This window comes from Methylobacterium sp. NPDC097929 (genome assembly GCF_049543375.1).
GTDB lineage: Bacteria > Pseudomonadota > Alphaproteobacteria > Rhizobiales > Beijerinckiaceae > Methylobacterium.
Window position 1 is genome coordinate 288,369 of the sequence record NZ_JBMVEP010000004.1, and the last position, 21,220, is coordinate 309,588.

Annotated in this window: 26 protein-coding genes; 15 read left to right on the plus strand and 11 right to left on the minus strand. The window is 71.1% G+C overall.

Annotated elements, in window-relative coordinates; all coding sequences use genetic code 11:
- Window positions 1–25: 25 nt before the first annotated feature.
- The 6 genes from ACPCJR_RS13860 to ACPCJR_RS13885 form a co-directional block, all read right to left on the minus strand.
- Window positions 26–190 (minus strand): hypothetical protein, encoded by a 165-nt coding sequence (locus tag ACPCJR_RS13860; RefSeq protein WP_181425562.1) that lies wholly within the window; start codon window positions 188–190, stop codon window positions 26–28.
- Between the two features lie 36 nt (window positions 191–226).
- Window positions 227–556, minus strand: a complete 330-nt coding sequence (locus tag ACPCJR_RS13865) for a hypothetical protein (RefSeq protein ID WP_391512645.1) — start codon at window positions 554–556, stop codon at window positions 227–229.
- Window positions 546–908, minus strand: a complete 363-nt coding sequence (locus ACPCJR_RS13870) for a hypothetical protein (protein WP_391512646.1) — start codon at window positions 906–908, stop codon at window positions 546–548. The genes ACPCJR_RS13865 and ACPCJR_RS13870 overlap by 11 nt, the downstream gene beginning before the upstream one ends.
- An 88-nt stretch (window positions 909–996) precedes the next feature.
- Window positions 997–1,974 carry a cysteine synthase A gene (gene cysK, locus ACPCJR_RS13875; protein ID WP_391512648.1) on the minus strand — a complete coding sequence of 326 codons (978 nt, stop codon included), beginning with the start codon at window positions 1,972–1,974 and terminating at the stop codon, window positions 997–999.
- 355 nt (window positions 1,975–2,329) lie between these two features.
- Window positions 2,330–2,506: a hypothetical protein gene (locus ACPCJR_RS13880; RefSeq protein ID WP_391512649.1), complete on the minus strand. Its 177-nt coding sequence runs from the start codon at window positions 2,504–2,506 to the stop codon at window positions 2,330–2,332.
- A 118-nt stretch (window positions 2,507–2,624) separates the two neighbouring features.
- Window positions 2,625–3,131: an META domain-containing protein gene (locus tag ACPCJR_RS13885; protein ID WP_391512650.1), complete on the minus strand. Its 507-nt coding sequence runs from the start codon at window positions 3,129–3,131 to the stop codon at window positions 2,625–2,627.
- Window positions 3,132–3,495: 364 nt separating this feature from the next.
- On the opposite strand from ACPCJR_RS13885, the gene ACPCJR_RS13890 reads away from it, so the two are divergent.
- Window positions 3,496–3,774, plus strand: coding sequence for an XRE family transcriptional regulator (locus ACPCJR_RS13890; protein ID WP_391512702.1), 279 nt, complete (start codon window positions 3,496–3,498; stop codon window positions 3,772–3,774).
- Between the two features lie 6 nt (window positions 3,775–3,780).
- Here ACPCJR_RS13890 and ACPCJR_RS13895 read toward each other — a convergent pair whose 3' ends face one another.
- Window positions 3,781–5,016 carry an NAD(P)/FAD-dependent oxidoreductase gene (locus ACPCJR_RS13895; protein WP_391512652.1) on the minus strand — a complete coding sequence of 412 codons (1,236 nt, stop codon included), beginning with the start codon at window positions 5,014–5,016 and terminating at the stop codon, window positions 3,781–3,783.
- On the minus strand, window positions 5,013–5,999 hold the full coding sequence (locus ACPCJR_RS13900; protein WP_391512654.1) for a LysR family transcriptional regulator: 987 nt from the start codon (window positions 5,997–5,999) through the stop codon (window positions 5,013–5,015). Before ACPCJR_RS13900 ends, ACPCJR_RS13895 begins: the two co-directional genes overlap by 4 nt.
- Before the next feature lie 206 nt (window positions 6,000–6,205).
- On the opposite strand from ACPCJR_RS13900, the gene ACPCJR_RS13905 reads away from it, so the two are divergent.
- Complete coding sequence (locus ACPCJR_RS13905) at window positions 6,206–7,261, plus strand: class 1 fructose-bisphosphatase (protein ID WP_391512655.1); 1,056 nt, start codon at window positions 6,206–6,208, stop codon at window positions 7,259–7,261.
- A 28-nt stretch (window positions 7,262–7,289) separates the two neighbouring features.
- On the plus strand, window positions 7,290–8,150 hold the full coding sequence (locus ACPCJR_RS13910) for a phosphoribulokinase (RefSeq protein WP_110353051.1): 861 nt from the start codon (window positions 7,290–7,292) through the stop codon (window positions 8,148–8,150).
- Window positions 8,151–8,163: 13 nt separating this feature from the next.
- On the opposite strand, the gene ACPCJR_RS13915 is transcribed toward ACPCJR_RS13910, so the two are convergent.
- Window positions 8,164–9,081: a hypothetical protein gene (locus ACPCJR_RS13915; protein ID WP_391512657.1), complete on the minus strand. Its 918-nt coding sequence runs from the start codon at window positions 9,079–9,081 to the stop codon at window positions 8,164–8,166.
- Window positions 9,082–9,381: 300 nt separating this feature from the next.
- Between ACPCJR_RS13915 and rpe the strand changes: the two genes are divergently transcribed.
- Together rpe and ACPCJR_RS13925 are read left to right on the plus strand one after the other, a co-directional pair.
- Entirely contained in the window at window positions 9,382–10,065 is a 684-nt protein-coding gene (gene rpe / locus ACPCJR_RS13920; RefSeq protein WP_391512658.1) for a ribulose-phosphate 3-epimerase, read from the plus strand.
- The gene (locus ACPCJR_RS13925; protein ID WP_391512660.1) at window positions 10,059–10,820 is read left to right on the plus strand and encodes an HAD-IA family hydrolase; all 762 of its coding nucleotides are present in this window, start codon (window positions 10,059–10,061) and stop codon (window positions 10,818–10,820) included. The genes rpe and ACPCJR_RS13925 overlap by 7 nt, the downstream gene beginning before the upstream one ends.
- A 41-nt stretch (window positions 10,821–10,861) precedes the next feature.
- Here the strand turns inward: ACPCJR_RS13925 and ACPCJR_RS13930 are convergent, their stop codons facing one another.
- On the minus strand, window positions 10,862–11,533 hold the full coding sequence (locus tag ACPCJR_RS13930; RefSeq protein WP_391512662.1) for a tyrosine-type recombinase/integrase: 672 nt from the start codon (window positions 11,531–11,533) through the stop codon (window positions 10,862–10,864).
- A 376-nt stretch (window positions 11,534–11,909) separates the two neighbouring features.
- Between ACPCJR_RS13930 and ACPCJR_RS13935 the strand changes: the two genes are divergently transcribed.
- The 7 genes from ACPCJR_RS13935 (at window position 11,910) to ACPCJR_RS13965 (ending at window position 18,324) form a co-directional block, all read left to right on the plus strand.
- Window positions 11,910–12,071 carry a hypothetical protein gene (locus tag ACPCJR_RS13935; RefSeq protein ID WP_391512664.1) on the plus strand — a complete coding sequence of 54 codons (162 nt, stop codon included), beginning with the start codon at window positions 11,910–11,912 and terminating at the stop codon, window positions 12,069–12,071.
- Window positions 12,050–12,238 carry a hypothetical protein gene (locus ACPCJR_RS13940; RefSeq protein ID WP_391512665.1) on the plus strand — a complete coding sequence of 63 codons (189 nt, stop codon included), beginning with the start codon at window positions 12,050–12,052 and terminating at the stop codon, window positions 12,236–12,238. The genes ACPCJR_RS13935 and ACPCJR_RS13940 overlap by 22 nt, the downstream gene beginning before the upstream one ends.
- Window positions 12,239–12,416: 178 nt before the next feature.
- The gene (locus ACPCJR_RS13945) at window positions 12,417–13,145 is read left to right on the plus strand and encodes a class I SAM-dependent methyltransferase (protein ID WP_391512667.1); all 729 of its coding nucleotides are present in this window, start codon (window positions 12,417–12,419) and stop codon (window positions 13,143–13,145) included.
- Window positions 13,146–13,691: 546 nt separating this feature from the next.
- The gene (locus ACPCJR_RS13950) at window positions 13,692–14,831 is read left to right on the plus strand and encodes an OpgC family protein (protein ID WP_391512669.1); all 1,140 of its coding nucleotides are present in this window, start codon (window positions 13,692–13,694) and stop codon (window positions 14,829–14,831) included.
- A complete protein-coding gene (locus tag ACPCJR_RS13955; RefSeq protein WP_391512671.1) occupies window positions 14,750–15,703 on the plus strand; it encodes an SGNH/GDSL hydrolase family protein in 954 nt (317 codons plus the stop codon). The genes ACPCJR_RS13950 and ACPCJR_RS13955 overlap by 82 nt, the downstream gene beginning before the upstream one ends.
- 102 nt (window positions 15,704–15,805) lie before the next feature.
- Window positions 15,806–17,176 (plus strand): lipopolysaccharide biosynthesis protein, encoded by a 1,371-nt coding sequence (locus ACPCJR_RS13960; RefSeq protein ID WP_391512673.1) that lies wholly within the window; start codon window positions 15,806–15,808, stop codon window positions 17,174–17,176.
- Window positions 17,173–18,324, plus strand: a complete 1,152-nt coding sequence (locus tag ACPCJR_RS13965; protein ID WP_391512675.1) for a GNAT family N-acetyltransferase — start codon at window positions 17,173–17,175, stop codon at window positions 18,322–18,324. Before ACPCJR_RS13960 ends, ACPCJR_RS13965 begins: the two co-directional genes overlap by 4 nt.
- Before the next feature lie 18 nt (window positions 18,325–18,342).
- On the opposite strand, the gene ACPCJR_RS13970 is transcribed toward ACPCJR_RS13965, so the two are convergent.
- Window positions 18,343–18,657 carry a hypothetical protein gene (locus ACPCJR_RS13970; protein WP_391512676.1) on the minus strand — a complete coding sequence of 105 codons (315 nt, stop codon included), beginning with the start codon at window positions 18,655–18,657 and terminating at the stop codon, window positions 18,343–18,345.
- Between the two features lie 154 nt (window positions 18,658–18,811).
- Between ACPCJR_RS13970 and ACPCJR_RS13975 the strand changes: the two genes are divergently transcribed.
- From ACPCJR_RS13975 to ACPCJR_RS13985, 3 genes are all read left to right on the plus strand, one after another.
- Complete coding sequence (locus ACPCJR_RS13975) at window positions 18,812–19,021, plus strand: hypothetical protein (protein ID WP_391512678.1); 210 nt, start codon at window positions 18,812–18,814, stop codon at window positions 19,019–19,021.
- Between the two features lie 23 nt (window positions 19,022–19,044).
- Window positions 19,045–19,857: an MBL fold metallo-hydrolase gene (locus ACPCJR_RS13980; protein WP_391512680.1), complete on the plus strand. Its 813-nt coding sequence runs from the start codon at window positions 19,045–19,047 to the stop codon at window positions 19,855–19,857.
- Between the two features lie 455 nt (window positions 19,858–20,312).
- Window positions 20,313–21,059: a YebC/PmpR family DNA-binding transcriptional regulator gene (locus ACPCJR_RS13985; protein ID WP_391512682.1), complete on the plus strand. Its 747-nt coding sequence runs from the start codon at window positions 20,313–20,315 to the stop codon at window positions 21,057–21,059.
- Window positions 21,060–21,220 lie beyond the last annotated feature (161 nt).

Below are 21,220 nucleotides of genomic sequence, written 5' to 3' on the forward strand. Positions count from 1 at the left end.
GCCGGAGCCGGCGTCCGGCGGCTTCTCAGCCGCTGCCCGGATCGGTCTCGTCGCCCTGCGCCGGCACGCCGGGCTTGCCGTCGGTCTTCTCGTTGGGGTCCTTCACCGCGTCGGGGGCGCTGTTGGCGGGCTTGTCCCCGTCACCGCGCTCCCGCGACGTCTCGCGATCCTTCTCGTCCCGTCCGTCCATGATCCCCTCCCCTCGCGCTTGCCGCCCCTGAACCGATCAGGAGCGCTTAGCCCGCTCCGGTTCGCCGGCCACGGGCTCGCCCTCCCGCGGTCCGGCCGCGGCCTTGCGGTCGGAATGCCCTCCTGAGGAGCCGCCGATCGCGGGCGGCGCGCGCCCCGTCTCGGCCTTTCCGTCCGCCCCTGTGCCCCATTCTCCGCGCCGCTCGGCATCCGAGCGGCCGGCCGAACCCTGCCCGGTGATCGCCGCCTGCTCGGGGGTCTGGTGACCGCCGCCGGCCGGGTGGGGTCCGCGCGAGCCCACCGCCTCGTCGGGCTTGCGGGTGCCGGTGTTGCTCAGATCCTCGTCGGGCCGGTTCTCATTTCCCATGGCGCGGCGCCTCTTCCTGACCCACGGCGGCGGTGGCGCGCTCGACGGCCTCCTGGGCCTTGGCATCGAGCCCGGCATCGGGCTTGAGCGGCGTCGTGGAGGGGTCGGAGATCCGGCGCAGGTTCTCCTCCGGCGTCTCGGCTTCCGTCTGCTCCACCGCGTCCTGGCGCGGGGTGCCGGAGGCGAGGCGCGCGGCCTCGGAGAGCCCATCGGGATTGCTCTTCAGGTCGGCCTGCGTCCGCGAGGGGAGACCGACATCGAGGGGCGAGTCGGAGCCGAGATCCTGGCCGTTGCGGTCGGCATAGGCATCGAACGTCTTGAGCGACGGCCGCGAGCGGTCGTTGTCCGTCATGTCATCCTCCTGATCTGACCGGGACAACAATCCGGGACCGGAGGAGTTGCGGCGCGGGTCCGTCGCAGGGCCCGCGCCGCAGCGGAAGCTAGCCGATGCCCTCGAACAGCACCGACGAGATGTAGCGCTCGGCGAACGAGCAGGCGACGGTGACGATGCGCTTGCCCTGGAACTCGGGCCGGGAGGCCAGTTCCAGCGCCGCGGCGACGTTGCCGCCCGTCGAGATGCCGCCGGGAATGCCCTCGAACTTGGCCAGATCGCGGGCGGTGTCGACCGCCTGCTGGTTCGTGACCTTGAGAACGCCGTCGAGCACGTCCGTGTGCAGGTTCTCGGGGATGAAGCCCGCGCCGATGCCCTGGATCTTGTGGGGGCCGGGCTGGCCGCCGGAGATGACGGGGCTGTCCACCGGCTCCACCGCGAAGACCTTGAGGTTCGGCAGCCGGGGCTTGAGCACCTCGCCCACGCCCGTCACCGTGCCGCCGGTGCCCACGCCCGCCACGAAGGCGTCGAGCCGGCCCTGCGTGTCGTTCCAGATCTCCTCCGCGGTGGTCTTGCGGTGAATCTCGGGGTTGGCGGGGTTCGAGAACTGCTGCGGCATCACCGCGCCGTCGATCTCGCTCAGCAGCTCCTCGGCGCGGGCGATGGCGCCCTTCATGCCCTGCGGGCCCGGGGTCAGTTCGAGCTGCGCGCCGAGGAAGGCGAGCATCTTGCGCCGCTCCAGCGACATCGTCTCCGGCATGACCAGGATCAGGCGGTAGCCGCGGGCGGCGGCCACGAAGGCCAGCGCGATGCCCGTGTTGCCCGAGGTCGGCTCGACCAGCGTACCGCCCGGCTTGAGCCGGCCCGAGGCTTCGAGCGCGTCGATCATGTTGACGCCGATGCGGTCCTTGACGCTCGCGATCGGGTTGAAGAATTCGAGCTTGAGCAGGATCTCGGCATCGACGCCGCGCTCCTTGGTGAGCCGGTTGAGGCGCACGAGCGGAGTGTTGCCGATGGTCTCGGTGATCGAGCCGTAGACGCGGCCGTGCCCGGGCTTACGGGCTTCCGGGGTCGAGGTGTCAGTCATCGTCTGTCCGCTCCCAAAAGCGCTCGCCGCCGCGACGGAGGCCGTTCCGGCGAAGGCGAGCGCGGCAAAACACGGATCGGAACCGTCGGCCGCGCGAGGGGCGGGCCGCAGGCTTCGAGGCGGCCGGTCTCGCGCCGGATCGCGCGGTGGACCCGCCCGGTCAGGGTGCTGGCCGCCGGGGCGACGCGTAGCCGATTTCGCAAACCCCGTCGAGGTTTGCGCATGGCGGATACCGCCGCTTTACACGGCCGGCGTCGGGCAGAGCTTGCGCGGAGAATTTTATTTTATCTTTTGGCGCCCGAACGACAGTATTGTCATCCCGGCGGCGGGCCCGGCGAGGCTGCGGGCGGCCACCTCAGGCGGCCAGAAGGCTGGTCGCGAGGACCAGGAGGCCGAGACCGGAGCCGGTGGCGAGGGCGGCCAGGGCGGCGGCCCCTTCGTGGTGGGCGCGGATGAAAGCGTAGCGCGTCGCGGCCCTATGGGCCGGCCGCACCGTCGGGACGACACGCTGGTGAGTCCGGTCGATCCGCATTCCGCCTCTCCGCCTGACCGGCCGCGCGGAGCGCGGCCGAGAGGGGCGAGGAAGCGGCCCGGGAGACTGACGGACGGTGAATCCGCAGGCGGGCTCGCGAATCGTCGTCAACGGCGGCTTAAAGCGACCGGTCGAAGCGCAGCACGCCGTTCGGGCTCTGGATCACGAGCTGCGAATCCACGAGGTCCCACTTGCCCGCCGTGCGCAGGGCGACGAGGAAGGCCTGCTCGGTGGCGGCCAGGGCCTTGTCGCAGCTCTTCTTGGTCAGCGCGAGCGGACCGACGGCGAGCTGCTGCTCGCGCAGGGGGAAGGCGGTGGCGGTGAAGGTGTTGCAGCCGCCGTAGCCGCGAGCGCGGTACTGCGCGTCGATGATGAAGCTCGGCCGGTCCGCGCCGGTGAACGGCTTCCCGTTCATGCTGACTGCGGTCCAGATCGCGCCCAGCGGAAAAATCTTCTCCGTCGGCTTGGCGCCGGGGACGTATTGGGGCTTCTTCTGGGGCTGTTGGCCCGCACCGAAACCGGACGGATTGCCGCCGCCCATGCTCATCTGTGCGGCGGCCGGCACGGCGGCCAGCGCTCCCGCGGCAACCGCGCAGGCCAGCGCAGTGGTCAGCATTCTGTTCATGGTTCAGCCCCCTTTCTGCTCGGCTGCCTCGCCCCGGACTTCTGCCCGATCGCAGGACGACCCGACACGGTCCTTACACCCCGCCGCGATGCCGGTATTCCTCGCGTCCGTCCCAACCTGTGGGAAGAATCGTGCCGCCGGTCGCGAACCGGCGGAATCGTCACAGATTCAAGCACAATTATGGTCGAGGCGCGCCGATCTCCGATCCGGCCCCGACGATTCGATTCTCGCGCCTTGCCGAAACGAACCCGCCGCTCCGACCGTTGAACGCTTCGACGCGGGCGCGAAGGCGCGATCGAGGAGCGAGGAGAGCGGCTTGACGGGATCGGACGAGGGCGTGGCGAGCGGCACGTCGCCCAACACCATGACGGCGGCCCAGTGCCGGGCCGCGCGGGGCCTGCTCGGATGGTCGGCGGCGGATCTCGCCGGCCGGTCGGGGCTGGACGAGGGCTTCGTGCAGACCTTCGAGGCCGGCACGGGCGATCCCGCGTCGGGCCGGATCGAGGCGCTGCGCAGCACCCTGATGCGGGCCGGGATCGTCTTCACCGACGGCGCGACGCCGGGCGTACGCCTCTCCGAGCAGCAGCGCGGGGGCAACGAGGGCACCCGCCTCGGCGACCTCACGACGGAGAACGACCGCTGAGAGCGGTCAGGCGGTCGCCAGGGCCTTGAGGTCGAAGCCCGGATCGGCGGCCTGCTCGGGCGTAAGGCTCTTGGCCGAAGCCAGCAGGCGCCGGGCCGCCATGTGGTCGGCCGGGCGATCGACCGACTCGACGGCGCTCAGCGCGCCGTCGCGGAAGCGGAAGACGGAGAATCCGGCGCCGGCCCGACGCAGGACGCTGGCATCGCCCGGACCCGCGAGGCCGGCGATCTGGAGCTTGCGCGGACCCTGATCGCTCCAGAACCAGGGCACCGCGTCGTAGGCTGCAGGCCGCCCGTTGAGCCGTGCGGCGAGGCAGCGGCCCTGATCGACCGCGTTCTGCACCGATTCGATGCGCACCCGGTCGCCGCCGGGCAGGCCGTGGGCGAAGCGGCTCGGGAAGCGGACGCAATCGCCGATGGCCGAGACCGCCGGATCGGGCGTGGCGAGGAAGGCATCGACCTCGATGCCGTCGCGCACGGGCAGGCCGGCGGCTTCCGCAAGCTCCTGGTTCGGCAGGACGCCGATCCCGACGAGCACGAGATCGGCAGGCAGCCGGTGCCCGTCGGCGGTCCGCACGGCGACCGCCCGCCCCCCTTCCCCCTCGATGGCGGTGACGCCCGCCTCGAACAGGAAACGGACTCCGGCCTCCTCGTGGAAGGCGCGGAACGCCTCCGAGGTCTCGAGCGAGACCGCCCGCGCCATGACGCGAGCGGCCGCCTCGATCACCGTGACGGACAGGCCCCGACCGGCGCAGACCGCAGCGAATTCGAGCCCGATGAAGCCCGCGCCCACCACGACGATGCGGCCGGCGCTCTCGATGGCCGCACGCAGGGCGTCGGCGTCGTCGAGGGAGCGGAGCTGGCGCACGCCCGCGAGTTCGGCGCCGGGCACCGGCAGGGGCCGGTTGCGGGTGCCGGTGGCGAGGACGAGGTGGTCGTAAGGGAGACTTTCGCCATCGTCGAGGCGCACCTGCCGCCCCTCGCGGTCGATCCGCGCCGCGCGGGTCTCGGGGCGGTGGCTGATCGCGTGGTCGGAAAAGAAGCTCTGCTGCCGCAGCAGGAGGCCGCGGGCATCGGTCTTGCCGGCGAGGTAGGCCTTGGACAGCGGCGGGCGCTGATAGGGCAACGCCGCCTCCTCGCCGATCAGGGTGAGGCCTCCGGCAAAGCCCGCCTCCCGCAGCGAGGCCGCGGCCTGGAAGCCGGCCTGGCCCGCGCCGACGATGACGATGTCGTTGACGCTCATGGACCGGCCTCGGCGGGGCTGCGGGCGGATTTGCCGGCGACGCCGTCCGAGCCGTTGACGGGGAAACCGCCGGGGATGCTCGGGAGGAAACGGCTGCCCTCCCGCACGAGGTAGTCCCAGAACGCGTCCGAGGCCGGGCCGAGCACCTTGTCGGCGCGCCGCACCACGTACCAGTCGCGCCGGATCGGCAGGCCCTCCACGTCGAGCAGGGCGAGGCGTCCGGCCGCGACCTCCGAGGCGACGGTGTGGCCGGACAGGAGCGCGATGCCCAGCCCCGCCATCACCGCCTGCTTCAGGGTCTCGTTCGAGCCGGAATCGATACCGAGCTTGGCCCGGCGGATCATCACGCCGTTCATGAATTCCTCGAACACCGAGCGGGTGCCCGAGCCCTCCTCGCGCACGAGAAAGGATTCCTCCGCGAGATCCGCCCGGGTCAGCCCGCGGCGTCCGATCATCGGGTGGTCGGGGGCGGCGATCAGGACCAGGGGATGGGGTCCGAAGGTCTCGGCCTCGATGGCGAAGTCCCGGGGCGGACGGCCCATGATCGCGAAGTCGATGTCGTAGTTGCGCAGGGCCTCGATCGTGTCCTGGCGGTTGCCGACGGTGAGCGCGATCTCGACCTTCGGATGGCCCTCCATGAAGCCGGCGATCACGGGCGGCGCGAAGTACTTCGCCGTCGAGACCACGCCGAGGCCGACCCGGCCCCCGCCGCCGCCCTTCAGGGTGCGCAGGCGGTCGGTGCAGGTTTCCAGAACCGTGTTGATGCTGTTGATCGCCCAGAGCATCTCGCGGCCCGCATCGGTGGGCTTGAGGCCGGTGGGCGTGCGGTCGAACAGGAGCAGGCCCGCCTCCTCCTCGAGCTGGCGGATGCGTGCGTAGAGCGCGGCGGAGGTGACGTTGAGCTCCTGCGCGGCCCGGGTCATGGTGCCGAGCCGCGCCACCGCGGCGACGGCCTGAAGCTGCTTGAGCGAGAGGTTGCGCATGCCTCGTTTTTAGTTTTTTTGCAGGGCACCACAAGTTTTTTTAGAAATCTTTCGACAGCAGTCCCGTGCCGTCTGGCGCTGCCGCCCCGCTGCGGCGTATCATGGTCCGCGGTCGCCTGCATGCCTCACGGCGGACATGGCCGGCCAGAACGCCGCGCAGGGCGCAGAATGCGAACGCGGCCTCGACGGGAGCGAGCCTTAAGACGATGACGAAGCCCAACGGGTCCTCCCTCGACGATCACCTCGACGCCGAGGTGGCGCGGGACGCCTCCCTGGCGGACACCGCCGCCACGATCCGGGCGCTGGCCGCCGCGGCGATCGAGGTGAGCGAGATCGTCGGGCGCGGCTCCCTGGCCGGCGACCTCGCCGCGCAGGGCGAGCACAACAGCGACGGCGACGTGCAGAAGGCACTCGACGTGATCGCCCACAAGCGCTTCATGCAGGCGTTGGACGAGGCTCCCGTGGCGCAGGTCGCCTCAGAGGAAGCCGAGGACATGGTGGCGCTGAAGGCCGACGCGCCGCTCGCCGTGGCGATCGACCCGCTCGACGGCTCGTCCAACATCGGCGTCGGCATGGTGGTCGGCACCATCTTCGGCATCCGCCCGGTGGTCCGCGGCCAAGAGGGCGGAGACCCGAACGCCTCCTTCCTGACCCCCGGTACGACGCAGACGGCCGCCGGCTTCGTCGTCTACGGCCCGGCCACCACCTTCGTGATCACGCTGGGCAACGGCACCCGCATCTTCACCCTCGACCGGGCGGCGGGCGTGTTCCGGCTCACCCACGACGCGATGCGGATCGTGCCGAGCGCCAACGAGTACGCGATCAACGCCTCGAACGCGCGCCACTGGGACGGGCCGATCAAGAGCTTCATCGAGGATTGCCAGCGCGGCACGGAAGGCCCGCGCGACCGCGACTTCAACATGCGCTGGACCGCCGCCCTGGTGGCGGATGCGCAGCGCGTGCTGATCCGCGGCGGCATCTTCCTGTATCCGGGCGACAACCGGAAGGGCTACGCGCAGGGGCGCCTGCGCCTCCTCTACGAGACCGCGCCGATCGCCTTCCTGATCGAGCAGGCCGGCGGCGAGGCCACCGACGGGCAGGCCCGCATCATGGAACGGGTCGCGAGCAAGATCCACGAGCGCTCGCCGCTGGTGTTCGGCTCGGCGGAAGAGGTCGCCTGCGTCGCCAAGTACTACGACGGGCGCCAGCCCACCGCCGGCCGCTCGCCCCTGTTCGGCCAGCGCGGCCTGATGCGCAGCTAGAGCGCCCGCCCCAAGCCCCACACCGTCCATGTCGGCGCGTCACCCCATCATCTCGGTCACCGGCTCCTCGGGCGCCGGGACCACCTCGGTCCGCAACACCTTCGAGCAGATCTTCCGCCGGGAGGATGTCAGCGCCGTCTACATCGAGGGCGACGGCTTCCACGCCTTCGACCGCGACACCATGCGCGCGATGATGGCGCACGAGCCGACGCTGAGCCACTTCGCCCCCCGCGCCAACCTCCTCCCCGAGTTGGAGGAGGTGTTTCGCAGCTACAGCGAGTCCGGCACCGGGCGCACCCGGCACTACGCCCACGACGACGCGGACGCGATCCGCTACGGCGTGCCCGCCGGCGCGTTCACGCCCTGGGAGCCGTTCCAGCCGGGCTCGGACCTTCTGTTCTACGAGGGCCTGCACGGCTGCGTGGTCGACAACGCCGTCGATCTCGCCCGCTATCCCGACCTGAAGATCGGGGTCGTGCCGGTCATCAACCTCGAATGGATTCAGAAGCTGCACCGGGACCGCTCGACCCGGGGCTACTCGACGGAGGCCGTCACCGACGTGATCCTGCGGCGGATGCCCGATTACGTGCAGACGATCTGCCCGCAATTCTCGTGGACGGACATCAACTTCCAGCGGGTGCCGACGGTCGACACCTCCAACCCCTTCATCGCCCGCTGGATTCCGACGGCCGACGAATCGATGGTGGTGATCCGCTTCAAGGACCCAAAGGGGATCGACTTCTCCTATCTCGTGTCGATGATCCACGACAGCTTCATGAGCCGGGCCAATTCCATCGTCATCCCCGGCGGCAAGCTCGATCTGGCGATGCAGCTCATCCTCACGCCGATCATCATGCAGCTGGTGGAACGGCGGCGGCGGCTCGCGTGAGGCCGCCCGATCCCTAGGGACTCGCGCCTTCCGAGACCTCGCTCCGTGCGTTCTCCTGCCGCTCACCCCGCGGCACGCCCTGCGCGTCCAGGAACGCGGCGACCGCCCGCGAAAACTCCGGCGTGCGCAGGTAGCCGTAGGATTTGTGGCGGTTCGCCCCGCCCTTCGGCCGCCGGTAGGCGTTGATGACGGGGCAGTCGACGACGCCGACGCCGGCCTCGTTCGGGACGTAGGATGCGGCCAGGACGGTGCCGACGGTCGCCACGTCCTCGCGGTCGCCGAGATTGCTCCAGCGGGCCACCGCCTCGGGCACCCTCAGATCGCCGTGCTCGGCGGCGAGCCGGTGCTTGATCTCGGCGAGCCCCAAGGGTGCGCCCATGGTGACGAAGTGGGAGACCGGCGGCCGGTACCCCTCCTGCTCGAGCAGCCGCAGCACGTCGTAAGCGATCAGCGAGCCCATGGAATGGGCGGCGACGAGCAGCGGTCGCCCGGCATGGCGCTCGAACGCCTCCCGCAACCGGTCTCGCGCCGCCTGACGGAAGAGAATGTCCTCGTGATAGCCCCAGAGGTCGTCGAGGCGATGCTCGATGATGACGTCGTCGAGAACCTGCCGGCCGATCCGGTCCTGGCACCATTCGACGACGCGGTAGAGCCGGTCCGTCAGGGTCGGGGCGCTGATCCCGTCCGGGCTCGGGAAAGGACCCCGCCCCCGGGCCGCGTAGTAGGGCTCCCGGTTGCGGGTCTCGCAGAGCGGCGCGTCGTAGCGCAGGTCGGCCCAGTAGACGAAATCGAAGGGCAGATCCTCCCGGTCCCGGCCGAGGTTGCGCCGCATCCCCTCGCGGATCGCCTGCCCCCACCACGCCTGCTTCTCCTCACGGGGCGGCTTGTTGGCCAGGCCGTGGATGCCGAGGATGAGAGGGCGGTCCTGCATCGGTGGAGAGAAGAGGGTTCGGCACGGTCCGGTGGCCGGCGCGGTGCCGGATCGTCCGGGCATATAGTGCACGAGTGCAGGCGGCCCGCGCGACAAATTGGGCAAGGCCGTACCGTCCGGTGCCGGCGCTGTCAGGGCGGATCGCGCGCGCGGCCCGCCCTGACAGCGCCGGCTTTTTGCGTGAAGGCGGCGAGCATCTTTCCGGCCGACGCCCTAGATCGGTGTTAGGAAGCCTCATTCATCCCGAGTGCCGGCCGCCGATCTAGGCGGTGCGGCGCATCGCCTGCCCCGAGCCGTTCCATGACCATCATCGCACCCTCGATCCTCGCCGCCGACTTCGCGAGGCTCGGCGAGGAGACGCGGGCGATCGCGCAGGCCGGCGCCGACTGGATCCATCTCGACGTGATGGATGGGCATTTCGTGCCCAACATCAGCTTCGGCCCGGCCGTGGTGAAGGCGCTGCGGCCCTGCACCGACACGTTCTTCGACGTCCACCTGATGATCGCCCCGGCCGATCCCTACCTCGCCGCCTTCGCCGAGGCCGGGGCCGACGCCATCACCGTCCATGTCGAGGCGGGCCCGCATATCCATCGCTCGCTCCAGACGATCCGAGCCTTGGGCAAGCGCGCGGGCGTGGCGCTCAACCCGGGCACGCCGGCCTCGAGCATCGAGCCCCTGCTCGACATGCTCGATCTCGTGCTGGTGATGTCGGTCAATCCGGGCTTCGGCGGGCAGAGCTTCATCGACTCGTCGCTGGAGACCATCGCGCGCGTGAAGGCGATGACGGCCGGCCGCGCCATCGACATCTCGGTCGACGGCGGCATCACCCCCGAGACGGCCGGAGCGGCGGCGCGGGCCGGGGCCGGCATCCTCGTCGCCGGCTCGGCCGCCTTCAAGGGCGGGCCGGACGCGTACGGAAAGAACGTCGCCGCGATCCGCGAGGCGGCCCAATCGGCCACCGGGCGGGACGGCGTGCGATGCTGAAGGCGCTGATCTTCGACGTCGACGGGACGCTCGCCGAAACTGAGGATCTGCACCGGCAGGGCTTCAACCGCGCCTTCCGGGCGCTCGGCCTGCCCTGGTACTGGTCGCCGGAACTCTACGCCGAACTCCTCAAGGTGATGGGCGGCAAGGAACGGCTCCTCCACTACATCGAGCGGTTCCATCCCGAGGAGGCAGCCGGGCTGAAGGCCCGCATGCCCGAGATCCACGAGCTCAAGACGCGCTCCTACGGCGAGCTGGCACGCAGCGGCGGCCTCTCCCTGCGTCCCGGCGTGCGCCGCCTCGTCGAGGAAGCGCGGAGGCAGGGCGTGCGGCTGGCCGTGGCCACCACCACCAGCCGGCCGAACATCGACCTCCTGCTCGAACTCAACTTCACCGAGGGGGCACAGCCCTTCGACGTGATCGCGGCCGGCGACGAGGCGGCGCAGAAGAAGCCCGCCCCGGACATCTTCGCGCTCGCCGTCCACCGCCTCGGCATCGACCCGTCCGAGGCGATCGCCTTCGAGGATTCGGCGGCCGGCATCCGCTCGGCGCTCGCCGCCGGCCTGCCGGTGCTCGCCACCCGCAGCCGCTACACGCGAACCCACCGGCTCGACGGAGCCTTCTCCGCCGTCTCCGATCTCGGCGAGCCCGAGGCCCCCCACCACCACATCCAGGGCTTCACTTGGCCCGACGGCGTCGTCACCCTCGACGGCTTGCGCGACTGGCATGCGGGGCACCTGCACGGGGCGGCTTGAGGCGCGGCGCACGGCCGCCGCAGCGGCGGTCCGCAGAGCTCTCACCACATGCGGGCAGCGATTTCCCGTTCCTCGGCGCCCATCACGTCGGCATAGATCGCCGTCGTGGCGATGTCGGCATGGCCGAGCCAGCGCTGCACGAGGTTCAGCGGTATCCCCGAGCGTACCGCGTGGACGCCGAAGCCGTGCCGCAGGCCCTTCGGCGAAGCCTGCAGGCCCGTGATGCCGGCCGCTGCCATCACGTTCTTGACATGCCGCCATGCCGTCGTCCGTCCCCAGCTCCAGAGGGAGCCCGAGGCGCCGGGGAGCTGACCGAGTTGCGTCACGACCGCCTCGGGCACCGGCACCTCACGAACCATCGTCCGGCCACGCTTCTTCAGCGAACGGATCGCGACGCTGCCGCCGGGATCGAGGTCCGTGACCGAGAGTGCCAACGCCTCCGAGAGACGGCAGCCGGACCAAGCCAGGAGATGACAGAACGCCTTCAACTCGGGCCCCGCGCGATCCGCCGCGTCGAGAAAGCGGCGGCGCTCATCGGGATTGAGGTACTTGCGGTGTCCGCGCGGCGTGTGGAGACGCCAACTGACCGGTCGCGGATGCGACATGGAGGAAAGCTTTCCTGATGACTTGCCATCCCGCGCAAGCCGATTGCGGCCGAGCTTGGAGCGGAATTCCCCATTCTGTTCCAGCGCTGGGAATGTGAACGCATGCAACGACTTATGGCGCCCAGTCGGGAGGTAAAGCACAGGTTGTAGGACTTAACAAGCTTAAAAGACAATGTTTTTCAGTCGTGTAAACAGAATGGGGAATTCTGTTCCGCAATCTTTGCGGGATAGGACAGATGATTGGACAATGTTATTTAAGTATTTCTTGTTACCTTGAGTTGCTTGAGACCCAGGGCAGTCGCGACTATTTCAGGGCAGTCAAGCTCACTTTCATACGCATCCTCCTAAATCCACGGAGACTTCCGTTCGCCGCTCGGGCAACGGTCCGTCCGCTGCCGTACTCTTGGCGTGCAGGCCCCGCAGCACCGACCGCCTCCCTTCCGCGCGTCACGAACCGCTTTCAGCCGGCACCGGACCACCGGTCATGAGAACACCGCGCGGACACCGGTCCGGAGGCCCGGAGGCGCTGTTCGTGGGCTTCGCCTGCACGCTCGTGTTCCTCCTGTTCCTCGCCATGACCGTCGGCGGCGCGCTGGTCGGCGACGCCCGTCAGGAGGGAGCCGCATGCGTGAAATCGTGCCGCTGAGCCTGCGCCGGCTCGGTGAGTGGCTGCTGTTCGGCCTGCTGTTCGCCGTCTTGGGCTTCCACATCGTCCGCAGTGCCGCGGATCTGTTTCTGTCCTCGTGCCCGGCCCACGACACGATCAGCGAGCAGGTCGCCGCGAGGGAGGCGTGCTCCGATGTCGAGCGATAGCGGGCCGGGCGGGCTCGCCCGTCCTCCGCAGCATGACGTTGGCGCTGCCGATGTCCTGCCGACGCGGAGATCGGGGGGCCGCGAGGGCGGCCTGCACCCGGCCGTCGCGCGCGTGCTGAGACGTCGCGGCATCGCATCGGCCGACTTTCGCTCGGCCTGTCGGGAAGCTCTGAGCCTCTTGGGCGACCAGCCCGCCATCAGCGCCCGCATGCAGGTGGCTGCCGCGCTGGCGGCGGCACCGGGCGGACGGCTCTGCGACGTGGGCGGCAGCACCTCCGCCTACCTCGTGGTCGCACATGCCCTCGGAACGCAGGTGAGCGTCGTCGATACGCTGCCCTACCTGGATGCCGACCCGGGCACGGCGCCGGGCTTCGTCGCGGAGGTGCGGCGGCGCCTGGAGCTGTTCGACCGCCTCGGAATCCGTATCGAGCGCCAAGACGTCTTCGCGACCGGGCTTCCCCCGGCGGCCTACGATGCGACGGCCGCCTTCGAGACGATCGAACACTTCGCGCATTCGCCCAAACCGGTTCTGGCGGCGATGGCGGCCAGCCTCAAGCCCGGGGGGCGTCTCTGCCTTTCGACACCGAACATCGCCCGGATCGAGATGCGCCTGCGTCTCCTCGCCGGGCGCACCGTGCACGAACGCTTCGTGCCGTTCTTCCACGACGGCAACCCGTTTCTCGGTCATCACCGGGAATATACCCTGGCCGAGTTTCGGGCATTGCCGGAGCTTCTGGGACTGGACCCGGTGGCCGTGTTCACGGTCAACGCCGCCTACGAGAGCCGCAAGCGCAAGTCGGCCGCGCAGCGGCTCCTGCTCAGCCTGGAGGAGCGCCACGGTTTGGGCGACAGGCTTCTGCCGCCGACCTGGCGCAAGCATGTCTGGCTGGAAGCGCGCCGCCGATGATGCAGATCTCGGGTCGGCAGACCCGTGCGGCCGTCTCGCCGCCGCATTCGCACGGAGGGTCCGAGAGCCGCGCAGGCCCGAACAATCTTCCTGGGCAGCGCCGGGAGTAGCGGCAGCTCGGTGCGATGCGGGGATGGCGCCTCTTCGATCCGTTTCGGGCTTGCGCGGAGGTGGCATTGCCCCATGGCGCAGGCGCTTGCGGACGGCATGCGATCACGCCGTCATCGCGGCGACGCCCAGGTCGTGACTGCACGCGATCGGAGGGAGGCGGAGGCAGGCTCAGGGATGACCGGCTCCTGCGCGATCGATGGCAGCATGCGCGGCGCTCGTCCCCGATTGCGGCAGGCGGATCGCTCCTGATCCGAGTCGCACGCTCGTCATCGCCTCGCGTCTTCCCAATCGCCCCCCACGCGGTCTATCAGGGCGGCCGTCTTCCGCTTCCGGGTCGCGGGTCCCGGAACGGCGCCGCGCCGGCCGTCAGCGGCCCCCGTGCGGGAGGCCGGGACTCTGCCGCGTCGACGTCACACCGCCGGACCGTGGAGCCTGATGCGCGAGCCGAACGCGATCGATTTCTGGCGCGGCTTCGCGCTGGTGACGATTTTCATCAACCACATCCCCGGCAATTTCTTCGAGCGCTACACCTTCTCCCAGTACGGCATCTCGGATGCCGCCGAGCTGTTCGTGTTCCTGGCCGGTTGGTCGATCGGGCTGGCCACCCGCGGGCGGGACGGCCTGCCGGAGCCGCGCCTGATGACGGTGCTGCGCCTGCTTTCCCGCACCGTCGAGGTCTACCGGGCTCAGATCACCATCATGGCGCTCGCGCTCGCCATGATCGCCGCCTGCGCGCTCTATCTCGACAACCCGCTCATCCTCGAATGGCACAATGCCGGCGGCTTCTTCGCCGACCCGATCCAGACCATGGTCGGGGTCGTGCTGCTGACGCACCAGCTCGGCTTCTTCAACATCCTGCCGCTCTACGTGGTGCTCATCGCCATCGCGCCCGCCGTGGTGCTGATCGGCCGCGTCAGCCGGACCCTGCTGCTCGCGCTCTCGCTCGCGCTCTACGGGGCGAGCCTCGTCTTCGAGTGGAACTTCCCCTCCTGGCCCGGCGAGGGCGACTGGTTCTTCAACCCGCTCTGCTGGCAGCTCCTGCTCGTGCTGGGCTTCCTCGCGAACGAGGCCACCCGGGAATCCGACCGCCTGCGGCGCCTGTGGCGGCGCCTGACGCCGCTCGGCATCGGCATCGTCATCGTCGGCTTCGTCCTCGCGGTGCTGGAGTTGCGGCCCGATCCGATGCTGGCGCCGGAGCCGCGCCTCGTGTTCACCTTCGACAAGACCTATCTCTCGCCCGCCCGGCTCATCCACTTCTGCGGAATGATCCTGGCCTTCCAGGCGGTCTACGCACTCGTCGCGCCGCGGCTCGGCCCGCTTGCCCGGTTTCTGTCAGGTTTGGGGCGCAACTCCCTCGCGGTCTTCTCGATGGGATCGCTGTTGAGCCTCGCTGCACAATTCGTGCGCTTTCAAACGGGCGGCGGTATCATCGTTGACATTTCGGTCGTAGGTTTCGGCCTGTTTGCACTGGGTTTCACCGCATGGTTCGTCGAATGGCGTTCCCGCAGGCCGCGGCCAACGCGCAAGGCGCCCGACACCGCCTCGCCCGCGGATTCATCCTCTGGCTCGGCCTGAGCCTGGGTCTCGGCTGTGCCGCCTCCGCACGCGGCGAGACCGTGACGACGACAGCCGCGCCGCCCGCCGCGGCCGAGACGCTGGATCTGAGCCTGTCGCCCGAGTGCCGGGTACCGGGCTCGAAGCTCTACACCCTGGCCCGGCTCAACGCGGTCAAGGCCGCACTCAAGGAGAAGCGGCCGGTCCGCGTGCTCGCGATCGGCTCCTCCTCGGCCGGGCTCGGCGCTTCCGCGAGTTATCCGGTCAAGCTGGAGAACGCTCTCGAACAGGCCCTGCCCGACGTTCAGGTCGAGGTCGAGGCCCGCGGTCTTCCCGGCGAGGTGGCGAGCGGGGCGGGCGAGCGGCTGCGCACCATGGTCGCCGAGCTGGAGCCCGACCTCGTGGTCTGGCAGGTCGGCACCAACGACGCGCTGGCCCGCGTCGACATCGAGGCCTTCGGCGAGGCTCTCGACGAGTCGGTGCAGTGGATCAAGTCCCACGACATCGACATCGTGCTCATCGACCCCGTCTTCACGGAGAGTCTGGCCGACGACGCCTACTACACGCAGATGGTGCGCACGGTGCAGGACGTGGCCCGCCGCGAGGCGGTGCCCCTGGTCCACCGCTACGCGGCGATGCGCTTCCTCTCGACCCAGCGCACCAGCGAGGCCCACATGCTGGGCCGCCACTTCCGGCTCAACGATCTCGGCCTGCGCTGCATGGCCGAGCACGCCACGCGGGCGATCTCGCTGTCGCTGCTGCAGCCCGACGCGGTGAAGGGCGATGCCGCCAACCCGGGGGCGACGAAGCCGGATGCCGTCAAATCGGACGCGGCCAAATCCGATTCAGCCAAGACCGGTACGCCGGGCGCCGCGCCGACACGCGATCCGTAGCGCCGACGGGCCTTAACCGGCCCGAAACGCCGCCGCCTCTACGCTGACGGCGGAGCGTGCCGGCCTCCTCCGCGGCCCGGCGCCCCGTTCGGATGGCGCCCCATGGCAGCGGACAAGATGATCGCGGGGCGGCCGGAGGCCCTGCCTCCCTTCGAAACGGTCCTGGCCCGGCTGCGCGCGACGCCCGCCGTCTCGGCGCTCGGGGTGTTTTCCGTCCGGATCGGCGCGGCGGGCTTCGCCTACGCCGCGCAGGTCATCATGGCGCGCATGATGGGCGGGGCGGAGTACGGGATCTTCGCCACCGTCTGGGTCTGGATCGCCATCCTCGGACACACCGCGACGCTCGGCCTCTCGCAGGGGGCCTGCCGCTTCCTGCCCGCCGACCAAGCCCTCGACCGGCTCGACAGCGTGCGCGGCTTCCTGCTCGGCGGTGCCCTGGCGAGCCTCGCGGGCGGGCTCGCCCTCTCGCTGGCCGGGCTCGCGGTGGCCGCCGGACAGGGCGGCCTGCTCGCCGGCCCGTACGGCACGCCGATCCTGCTGGCGGCCCTCGTCGTGCCGCTCTTCGCCTTCCAGGACTATCTGGAGGGCGTGGCGCGCAGCCAGAACTGGCCTCTCCTGGCGATCGCGCCGCCCTACCTGCTGCGCCAGGGCCTGATCATGGCGGCCATGGGGGCGGCTGTAATCGCAGGGGCACCGGCCGAGGCCTGGGTCGCCATCGCCTGCACGCTGGCCGCGACCGGCCTCGCCGCGGCGCTGCAGGCCGCGCTGCTGCTGGCGCGCCTGCGCCGCGCCCTGCCCGCCGGCCCGCGCCTCTACCGCTGGCGGCTCTGGCTCGGGGCCTGCCTGCCGATCGCCGCCGGCGACCTCGCCGCGAGCGCCTTCGGCTTCGTCGACGTGGTGATCCTCGGCTTCCTCGTGCCGCCGGAGGCCGTGGGCCTCTACTTCGCCGCCACCCGTATCCAGCAATTCGTGGCCTTCGTGCATTACGCGGCCTCCGCCACCACCGCCCAGCGCCTCGCCGCCGCCCGGGCGCGGGGCGACGAGGCAGGGCTCGGCCGGCTGGTGCGGGGGCAGGCGCGCTGGACCTTCCTCGCCACCGCCTGCGTCGGGCTCGGCATCCTCCCCGTCGCGCCGCTGCTGCTCGGCCTGTTCGGCGAGGCGTTCCGCGCCAGCCTGCCGGTGCTGGCGATCCTGGTGGCCGGCAGCGTGGCCGCCAGCCTGTTCGGTCCGGGCGAGGATGTTCTGACCATGCTCGGCGGCGAGCGGCTTTGCGCCGGGATCACCCTGGCCGCGCTGGCGCTCGCCGCGCTCCTCTGCCTCACCCTGGTGCCCTGGCTCGGCCTCGCCGGGGCGGCGCTCGCAGTGGCGGCAGCCCAGATCGGCCGCGGGCTCGCCATGGCCCTGGGTGCCCGGGCGATCCACGGTCTCGCCACGCCGGTTCTCGGCCTCTCGCGGAAAGCCGCCTCACGATGACGCTCTCCGCCCTCGCGCATCCCGCCGCCTCCTGCCGCGCCGCCATCGAGCCGGTGGCCGTGCTCGCCGGACAGCCGGCGGCCTGGGATGATCTCGTCGCCCGCGCCGCCACGCCTCACCCGTTCTACGCCCGGCAGGCCATCGAGGCCCACCGCGCCCACGGCCTGTGCGACCCAGGCCTCTCGGCCGTCGTCGTCCGCGAGGGCGCGGGCTGGGGCGCCCTGCTGCCCTTCACCCTGCGCCCCGACATCGCCGGCCTCGGCGCGGCGCTCGCGCAGCCCTTCCACTCGCCCTACGTCACCGCCAGCGCGCCGCTGGTGGCCGACGGCCCCGACCTCGAGCAGCGGCTCGACGCCCTGGTCGCCGGCCTCGCGCTGGCCTCCGGCGGCCGGCCCTGGCGCTGGCCGCTCCTGGCGAGCGAAACCCGCCTCGGCGCCGAGCTCCTCGCGGCGATGGGACGGGCCGGCTGGCAGGTCGGGACCGTGGCGCGCTTCGAGCGGCCCGTGCTCGACCGGCGCACCGATTACGACGCCTTCCTCGCGGGCCACCCGCACAAGAGCCGCCTGAAGGACCTGCGCCGCCGCCGTCGCCGGCTCGAGGAGGCCGGGACGCTGCGCGTCGAGAGTGCGAGCGAGGGCGCGGCTTTGGAGCGGGCGCTGGAGGATTTCCTGGCCCTGGAGGCCGCCGGCTGGAAGGGCGAGGCCGGCACCGCCCTGCGCAGCCGCCCGCAGACCGAGCGCTTCGCCCGCACCCTGTTCCGGCCCGACGGCGGCCCCGTCGCGGTCCGGGCCGATACCTTGCGCCTCGACGGCCGCACGGTAGCCGCGAGCCTCGCCCTGGTCTCCGGTGGCACCGCGACCCTGCTCAAGACCGCCTACGACGAGGGGCTGCGCGCCCTCGCCCCCGGCCTCGTGCTGGAGGATGCCATCGTCCGGGCCGTCCACGGCGAGGCCTTCGCCGAGCGCCTCGATTCCGCGACGCTGCCGGGTTCGGCGCTGGAGAGCCTCTACCCGGAGCGCGAGACGATCGCCGAGATCGTCGCCGTGCCGCCCGGCGCCGGCCTAATCTCCCTGGAGCGGCGCCTGCGTCTCGCCCGGTTCGAGTACCGCGCCCGGGCCGAGGCCAAGCGCCTGCTCAAGCGGAGCTGACGCACCTCCCCCCGGCCTTCAGCGCACCGAGTTGTCGCCGTTGTTGCGCTGGACGCAGCGATAGCCGGCGAAGCAGTTCGGGTCGTCGAGCGTCGGCTCGAAGGCCGGCCGGGCGCTCACTTCGTTCTGGCAGGCGCCGCTCTCGAAATAGACCGTCTCGTAGGCGGTCTGGCTCGTCGCGAGCACGATGCGGCGCTCCCGTGCCACCAGCGCCTTGACGGCCTCGCAGGTCATGGCGCGGGTGAGCGGCCGCTCCTGCGCCGCGGCCGGAAACGCCGCCAGGGCGAGGCCGAGACAGAGGGTGCGGGAGAGAGGGGGAGCGAAGCGGTTCATCCTGGGGCTTCCGGTTCGGGCGCGACAGCCGTTCACGGCATCTGGCCGAGCAACCGCCTGCACCGCAAGCCGGTTCTCGGCAGGCCCGGGGAACAAGGCCCGCGCCGCTCGTCTTGACCGGTGACGACGTCCTGAAAGCCCTTTGGAGGCGGCGATGAGCCCGACCGATGCGACGAGGCCCGACGATCCCGCCGAGACGCCCGGTGCCCGCACCTACGAGCCGCGCGAGGTTTCGCCCTCCGTCCAGGGCCGCCGCTCGCCCGGCGCGACGGAGCCCGGCGACATCGGCGCCGAGCGCGACGAGGAGGCGCCGCCGCGCGAGCGCCCGCGCGCCGAGGACGGCCAGGGCTACCGCGGCGGCTGAGCGGCGCCGACGGGAGCGGGCTCGTGCCGATCCAGATCTGCGTCACCTGCGGGACGAGCTTTCCGGCCTCCGCCGCGCCGCCGCGGCGCTGCCCGATTTGCGACGAGGAGCGGCAATACGTGCCGGCCTCGGGCCAGACCTGGACCACGCCGGACGCCCTCGCCGCGGCCCACGCCAATGCGTGGCGGCAGGCCGAGCCCCACCTATTCGAGATCGAGACCCATCCCCGCTTCGGCATCGGCCAGCGGACCTTCCTGCTCCGCACGCCGCACGGAAACGTGCTGTGGGACTGCCTCGCCCTGCTCGATCCGGCGACGGTGGCGCTGGTGCGGGCGCTCGGCGGGCTGTCGGCCATCGCGATCTCCCATCCGCACTACTACACGACCATGCCGGACTGGGCCGACACCTTCGACGCGCCGGTCTACCTGCACGCCCGCGACCGCGAATGGGTCATGCGCCCCGACGACCGCGTGGTGTTCTGGGAGGAGGACGAGCGGACGATCCTCCCCGGCCTGGACCTCCTGCGGCTGGGCGGCCACTTCCCCGGCGGCAGCGTGCTGCACTGGCACGACGGGGCGCAGGGGCGCGGCGCGCTGCTGTCCGGCGACATCGTCCAGGTCGGGGCGGACCGGAAGTCGGTCTCGTTCCTCTGGAGTTATCCCAACTGGCTGCCCCTCTCCGGGAGCAGCGTGGCGCGGATCGCGGCGCGGCTGGAGGGTCGCGCCTTCGCGCGCCTCTACGGTGCCTTCGGCCTACACATCGAGGAGGGTGCCGCCGAGGTGGTCAGCCGCTCGGCGGCCCGCTACCGGGCGCTGCTGGCGCAGGATCAGCCCTGAGGCGGCCCTTCGCGTCGCCCGAGGCAGCGCCCTTGGCGGGCCGCGGAAACAGGGTCGCGCCGGCCAGGGCGCCGAGAAGCGCGGCGAGGCCGAACCGCCAGCCCCCGCGCCGCGGCGCGCCGGCCGTTCCCGTCGGGCGCGTCTCCATCGGCATCCCGCTCTCCGTTCGCGGCGTCAGGGGCCTATCCGGTCGAGGCAGGTCCATCGCGGCAAGTCTATCATCGCCCCCGCGGTGACCGCCACCGTCTCGGAGGCCGCCGGTGCGGCGGGAATCCGGTGCTCGCCCCCGGCGCGGGCGGGAGAACCGGCCATCGCGCGGGCGACCAGCCCCTCCCCGCGTTGCTTCGGTGGGCGCGGGCGGCCTATAAGCACCGTTCCCGACACAGCCCGCGCGGCGTCGAGGATCCCTGGCGAGGGGAGCCCTCCGCCCGCCCGAACGAGAAGACGATCCCGCCATGGCCGGGCATTCCCAGTTCAAGAACATCATGCACCGCAAGGGCCGCGTCGATGCGGTCCGCTCGAAGGTGTTCAGCAAGCTCGCCCGCGAGATCACGGTGGCGGCCAAGCTCGGCACGCCGGACCCCTCGATGAACCCGCGCCTGCGCGCCGCGATCCTCGCGGCCCGGGCCGAGAACATGCCCAAGGACAACATCGAGCGCGCCATCAAGAAGGCCACGGGCGGGGACGGCGAGAACTACGAGGAGATCCGCTACGAGGGCTACGGCCCCGGCGGCGCCGCGCTCATCGTCGAGGCGCAGACCGACAACCGCAACCGCACCGCCAGCGACGTGCGCTCGGCCTTCACCAAGTCCGGCGGCAGCCTCGCCGAGACCGGCGCGGTCGCCTTCATGTTCGACCGGGTCGGCGTGATCGCCTTCGCCGCCGACGTCGCCGACGCGGACGCGATGCTGGAAGCCGCCATCGAGGCCGGCGCCGACGACGTGCGCTCGGATACCGACGGCCACGAGGTCACCTGCGCGCAGGACGCCTACGGCGACGTCTCGAAGGCGCTGGAATCCCGCTTCGGCGAGCCGCGCCGCACCGGCCTGATCTGGAAGGCGCAGAACACCATCGATGTCGACGACGAGACCGGCGAGAAGCTGATCCGCCTCGTCGAGGTGATCGAGGACCAGGACGACGTGCAGAACGTCTACGTCAACTTCGCCCTGTCCGAGGCGCTGGTGGAGAAGATGGGCGCCTGAGGGCGCTCACCGCGAGGCCATCGACGGCGCACCGGCCGAGCCGCGCGCCGACGCCTCATATGGTTTCTAGACCATCGTGCCGGATATCGTATCCGGCACGATGGTCTAGCTTCTTGTTTCGCATCGTCTTTTTCCGAAAGCCGGCGGCCACCTTTCGGGAC

Excerpts from the sequence above, each read along its gene's own strand:
- ACPCJR_RS13925 (WP_391512660.1), top strand. The coding sequence starts at position 10,059 with ATGCTGAAGGCGCTGATCTTCGACGTCGACGGGACGCTCGCCGAAACT.
- ACPCJR_RS13970 (WP_391512676.1), bottom strand. The coding sequence starts at position 18,657 with ATGAACCGCTTCGCTCCCCCTCTCTCCCGCACCCTCTGTCTCGGCCTC.
- cysK (WP_391512648.1), bottom strand. The coding sequence starts at position 1,974 with ATGACTGACACCTCGACCCCGGAAGCCCGTAAGCCCGGGCACGGCCGC.
- ACPCJR_RS13900 (WP_391512654.1), bottom strand. The coding sequence starts at position 5,999 with ATGCGCAACCTCTCGCTCAAGCAGCTTCAGGCCGTCGCCGCGGTGGCG.
- ACPCJR_RS13880 (WP_391512649.1), bottom strand. The coding sequence starts at position 2,506 with ATGCGGATCGACCGGACTCACCAGCGTGTCGTCCCGACGGTGCGGCCG.
- ACPCJR_RS13955 (WP_391512671.1), top strand. The coding sequence starts at position 14,750 with ATGGCGTTCCCGCAGGCCGCGGCCAACGCGCAAGGCGCCCGACACCGC.
- ACPCJR_RS13905 (WP_391512655.1), top strand. The coding sequence starts at position 6,206 with ATGACGAAGCCCAACGGGTCCTCCCTCGACGATCACCTCGACGCCGAG.
- ACPCJR_RS13865 (WP_391512645.1), bottom strand. The coding sequence starts at position 556 with ATGGGAAATGAGAACCGGCCCGACGAGGATCTGAGCAACACCGGCACC.
- ACPCJR_RS13950 (WP_391512669.1), top strand. The coding sequence starts at position 13,692 with ATGCGCGAGCCGAACGCGATCGATTTCTGGCGCGGCTTCGCGCTGGTG.
- ACPCJR_RS13860 (WP_181425562.1), bottom strand. The coding sequence starts at position 190 with ATGGACGGACGGGACGAGAAGGATCGCGAGACGTCGCGGGAGCGCGGT.
- ACPCJR_RS13985 (WP_391512682.1), top strand. The coding sequence starts at position 20,313 with ATGGCCGGGCATTCCCAGTTCAAGAACATCATGCACCGCAAGGGCCGC.
- ACPCJR_RS13910 (WP_110353051.1), top strand. The coding sequence starts at position 7,290 with ATGTCGGCGCGTCACCCCATCATCTCGGTCACCGGCTCCTCGGGCGCC.
- ACPCJR_RS13965 (WP_391512675.1), top strand. The coding sequence starts at position 17,173 with ATGACGCTCTCCGCCCTCGCGCATCCCGCCGCCTCCTGCCGCGCCGCC.
- ACPCJR_RS13885 (WP_391512650.1), bottom strand. The coding sequence starts at position 3,131 with ATGAACAGAATGCTGACCACTGCGCTGGCCTGCGCGGTTGCCGCGGGA.
- ACPCJR_RS13935 (WP_391512664.1), top strand. The coding sequence starts at position 11,910 with ATGAGAACACCGCGCGGACACCGGTCCGGAGGCCCGGAGGCGCTGTTC.
- ACPCJR_RS13890 (WP_391512702.1), top strand. The coding sequence starts at position 3,496 with ATGACGGCGGCCCAGTGCCGGGCCGCGCGGGGCCTGCTCGGATGGTCG.
- ACPCJR_RS13975 (WP_391512678.1), top strand. The coding sequence starts at position 18,812 with ATGAGCCCGACCGATGCGACGAGGCCCGACGATCCCGCCGAGACGCCC.
- ACPCJR_RS13895 (WP_391512652.1), bottom strand. The coding sequence starts at position 5,016 with ATGAGCGTCAACGACATCGTCATCGTCGGCGCGGGCCAGGCCGGCTTC.
- rpe (WP_391512658.1), top strand. The coding sequence starts at position 9,382 with ATGACCATCATCGCACCCTCGATCCTCGCCGCCGACTTCGCGAGGCTC.
- ACPCJR_RS13870 (WP_391512646.1), bottom strand. The coding sequence starts at position 908 with ATGACGGACAACGACCGCTCGCGGCCGTCGCTCAAGACGTTCGATGCC.
- ACPCJR_RS13960 (WP_391512673.1), top strand. The coding sequence starts at position 15,806 with ATGGCAGCGGACAAGATGATCGCGGGGCGGCCGGAGGCCCTGCCTCCC.
- ACPCJR_RS13940 (WP_391512665.1), top strand. The coding sequence starts at position 12,050 with ATGCGTGAAATCGTGCCGCTGAGCCTGCGCCGGCTCGGTGAGTGGCTG.
- ACPCJR_RS13915 (WP_391512657.1), bottom strand. The coding sequence starts at position 9,081 with ATGCAGGACCGCCCTCTCATCCTCGGCATCCACGGCCTGGCCAACAAG.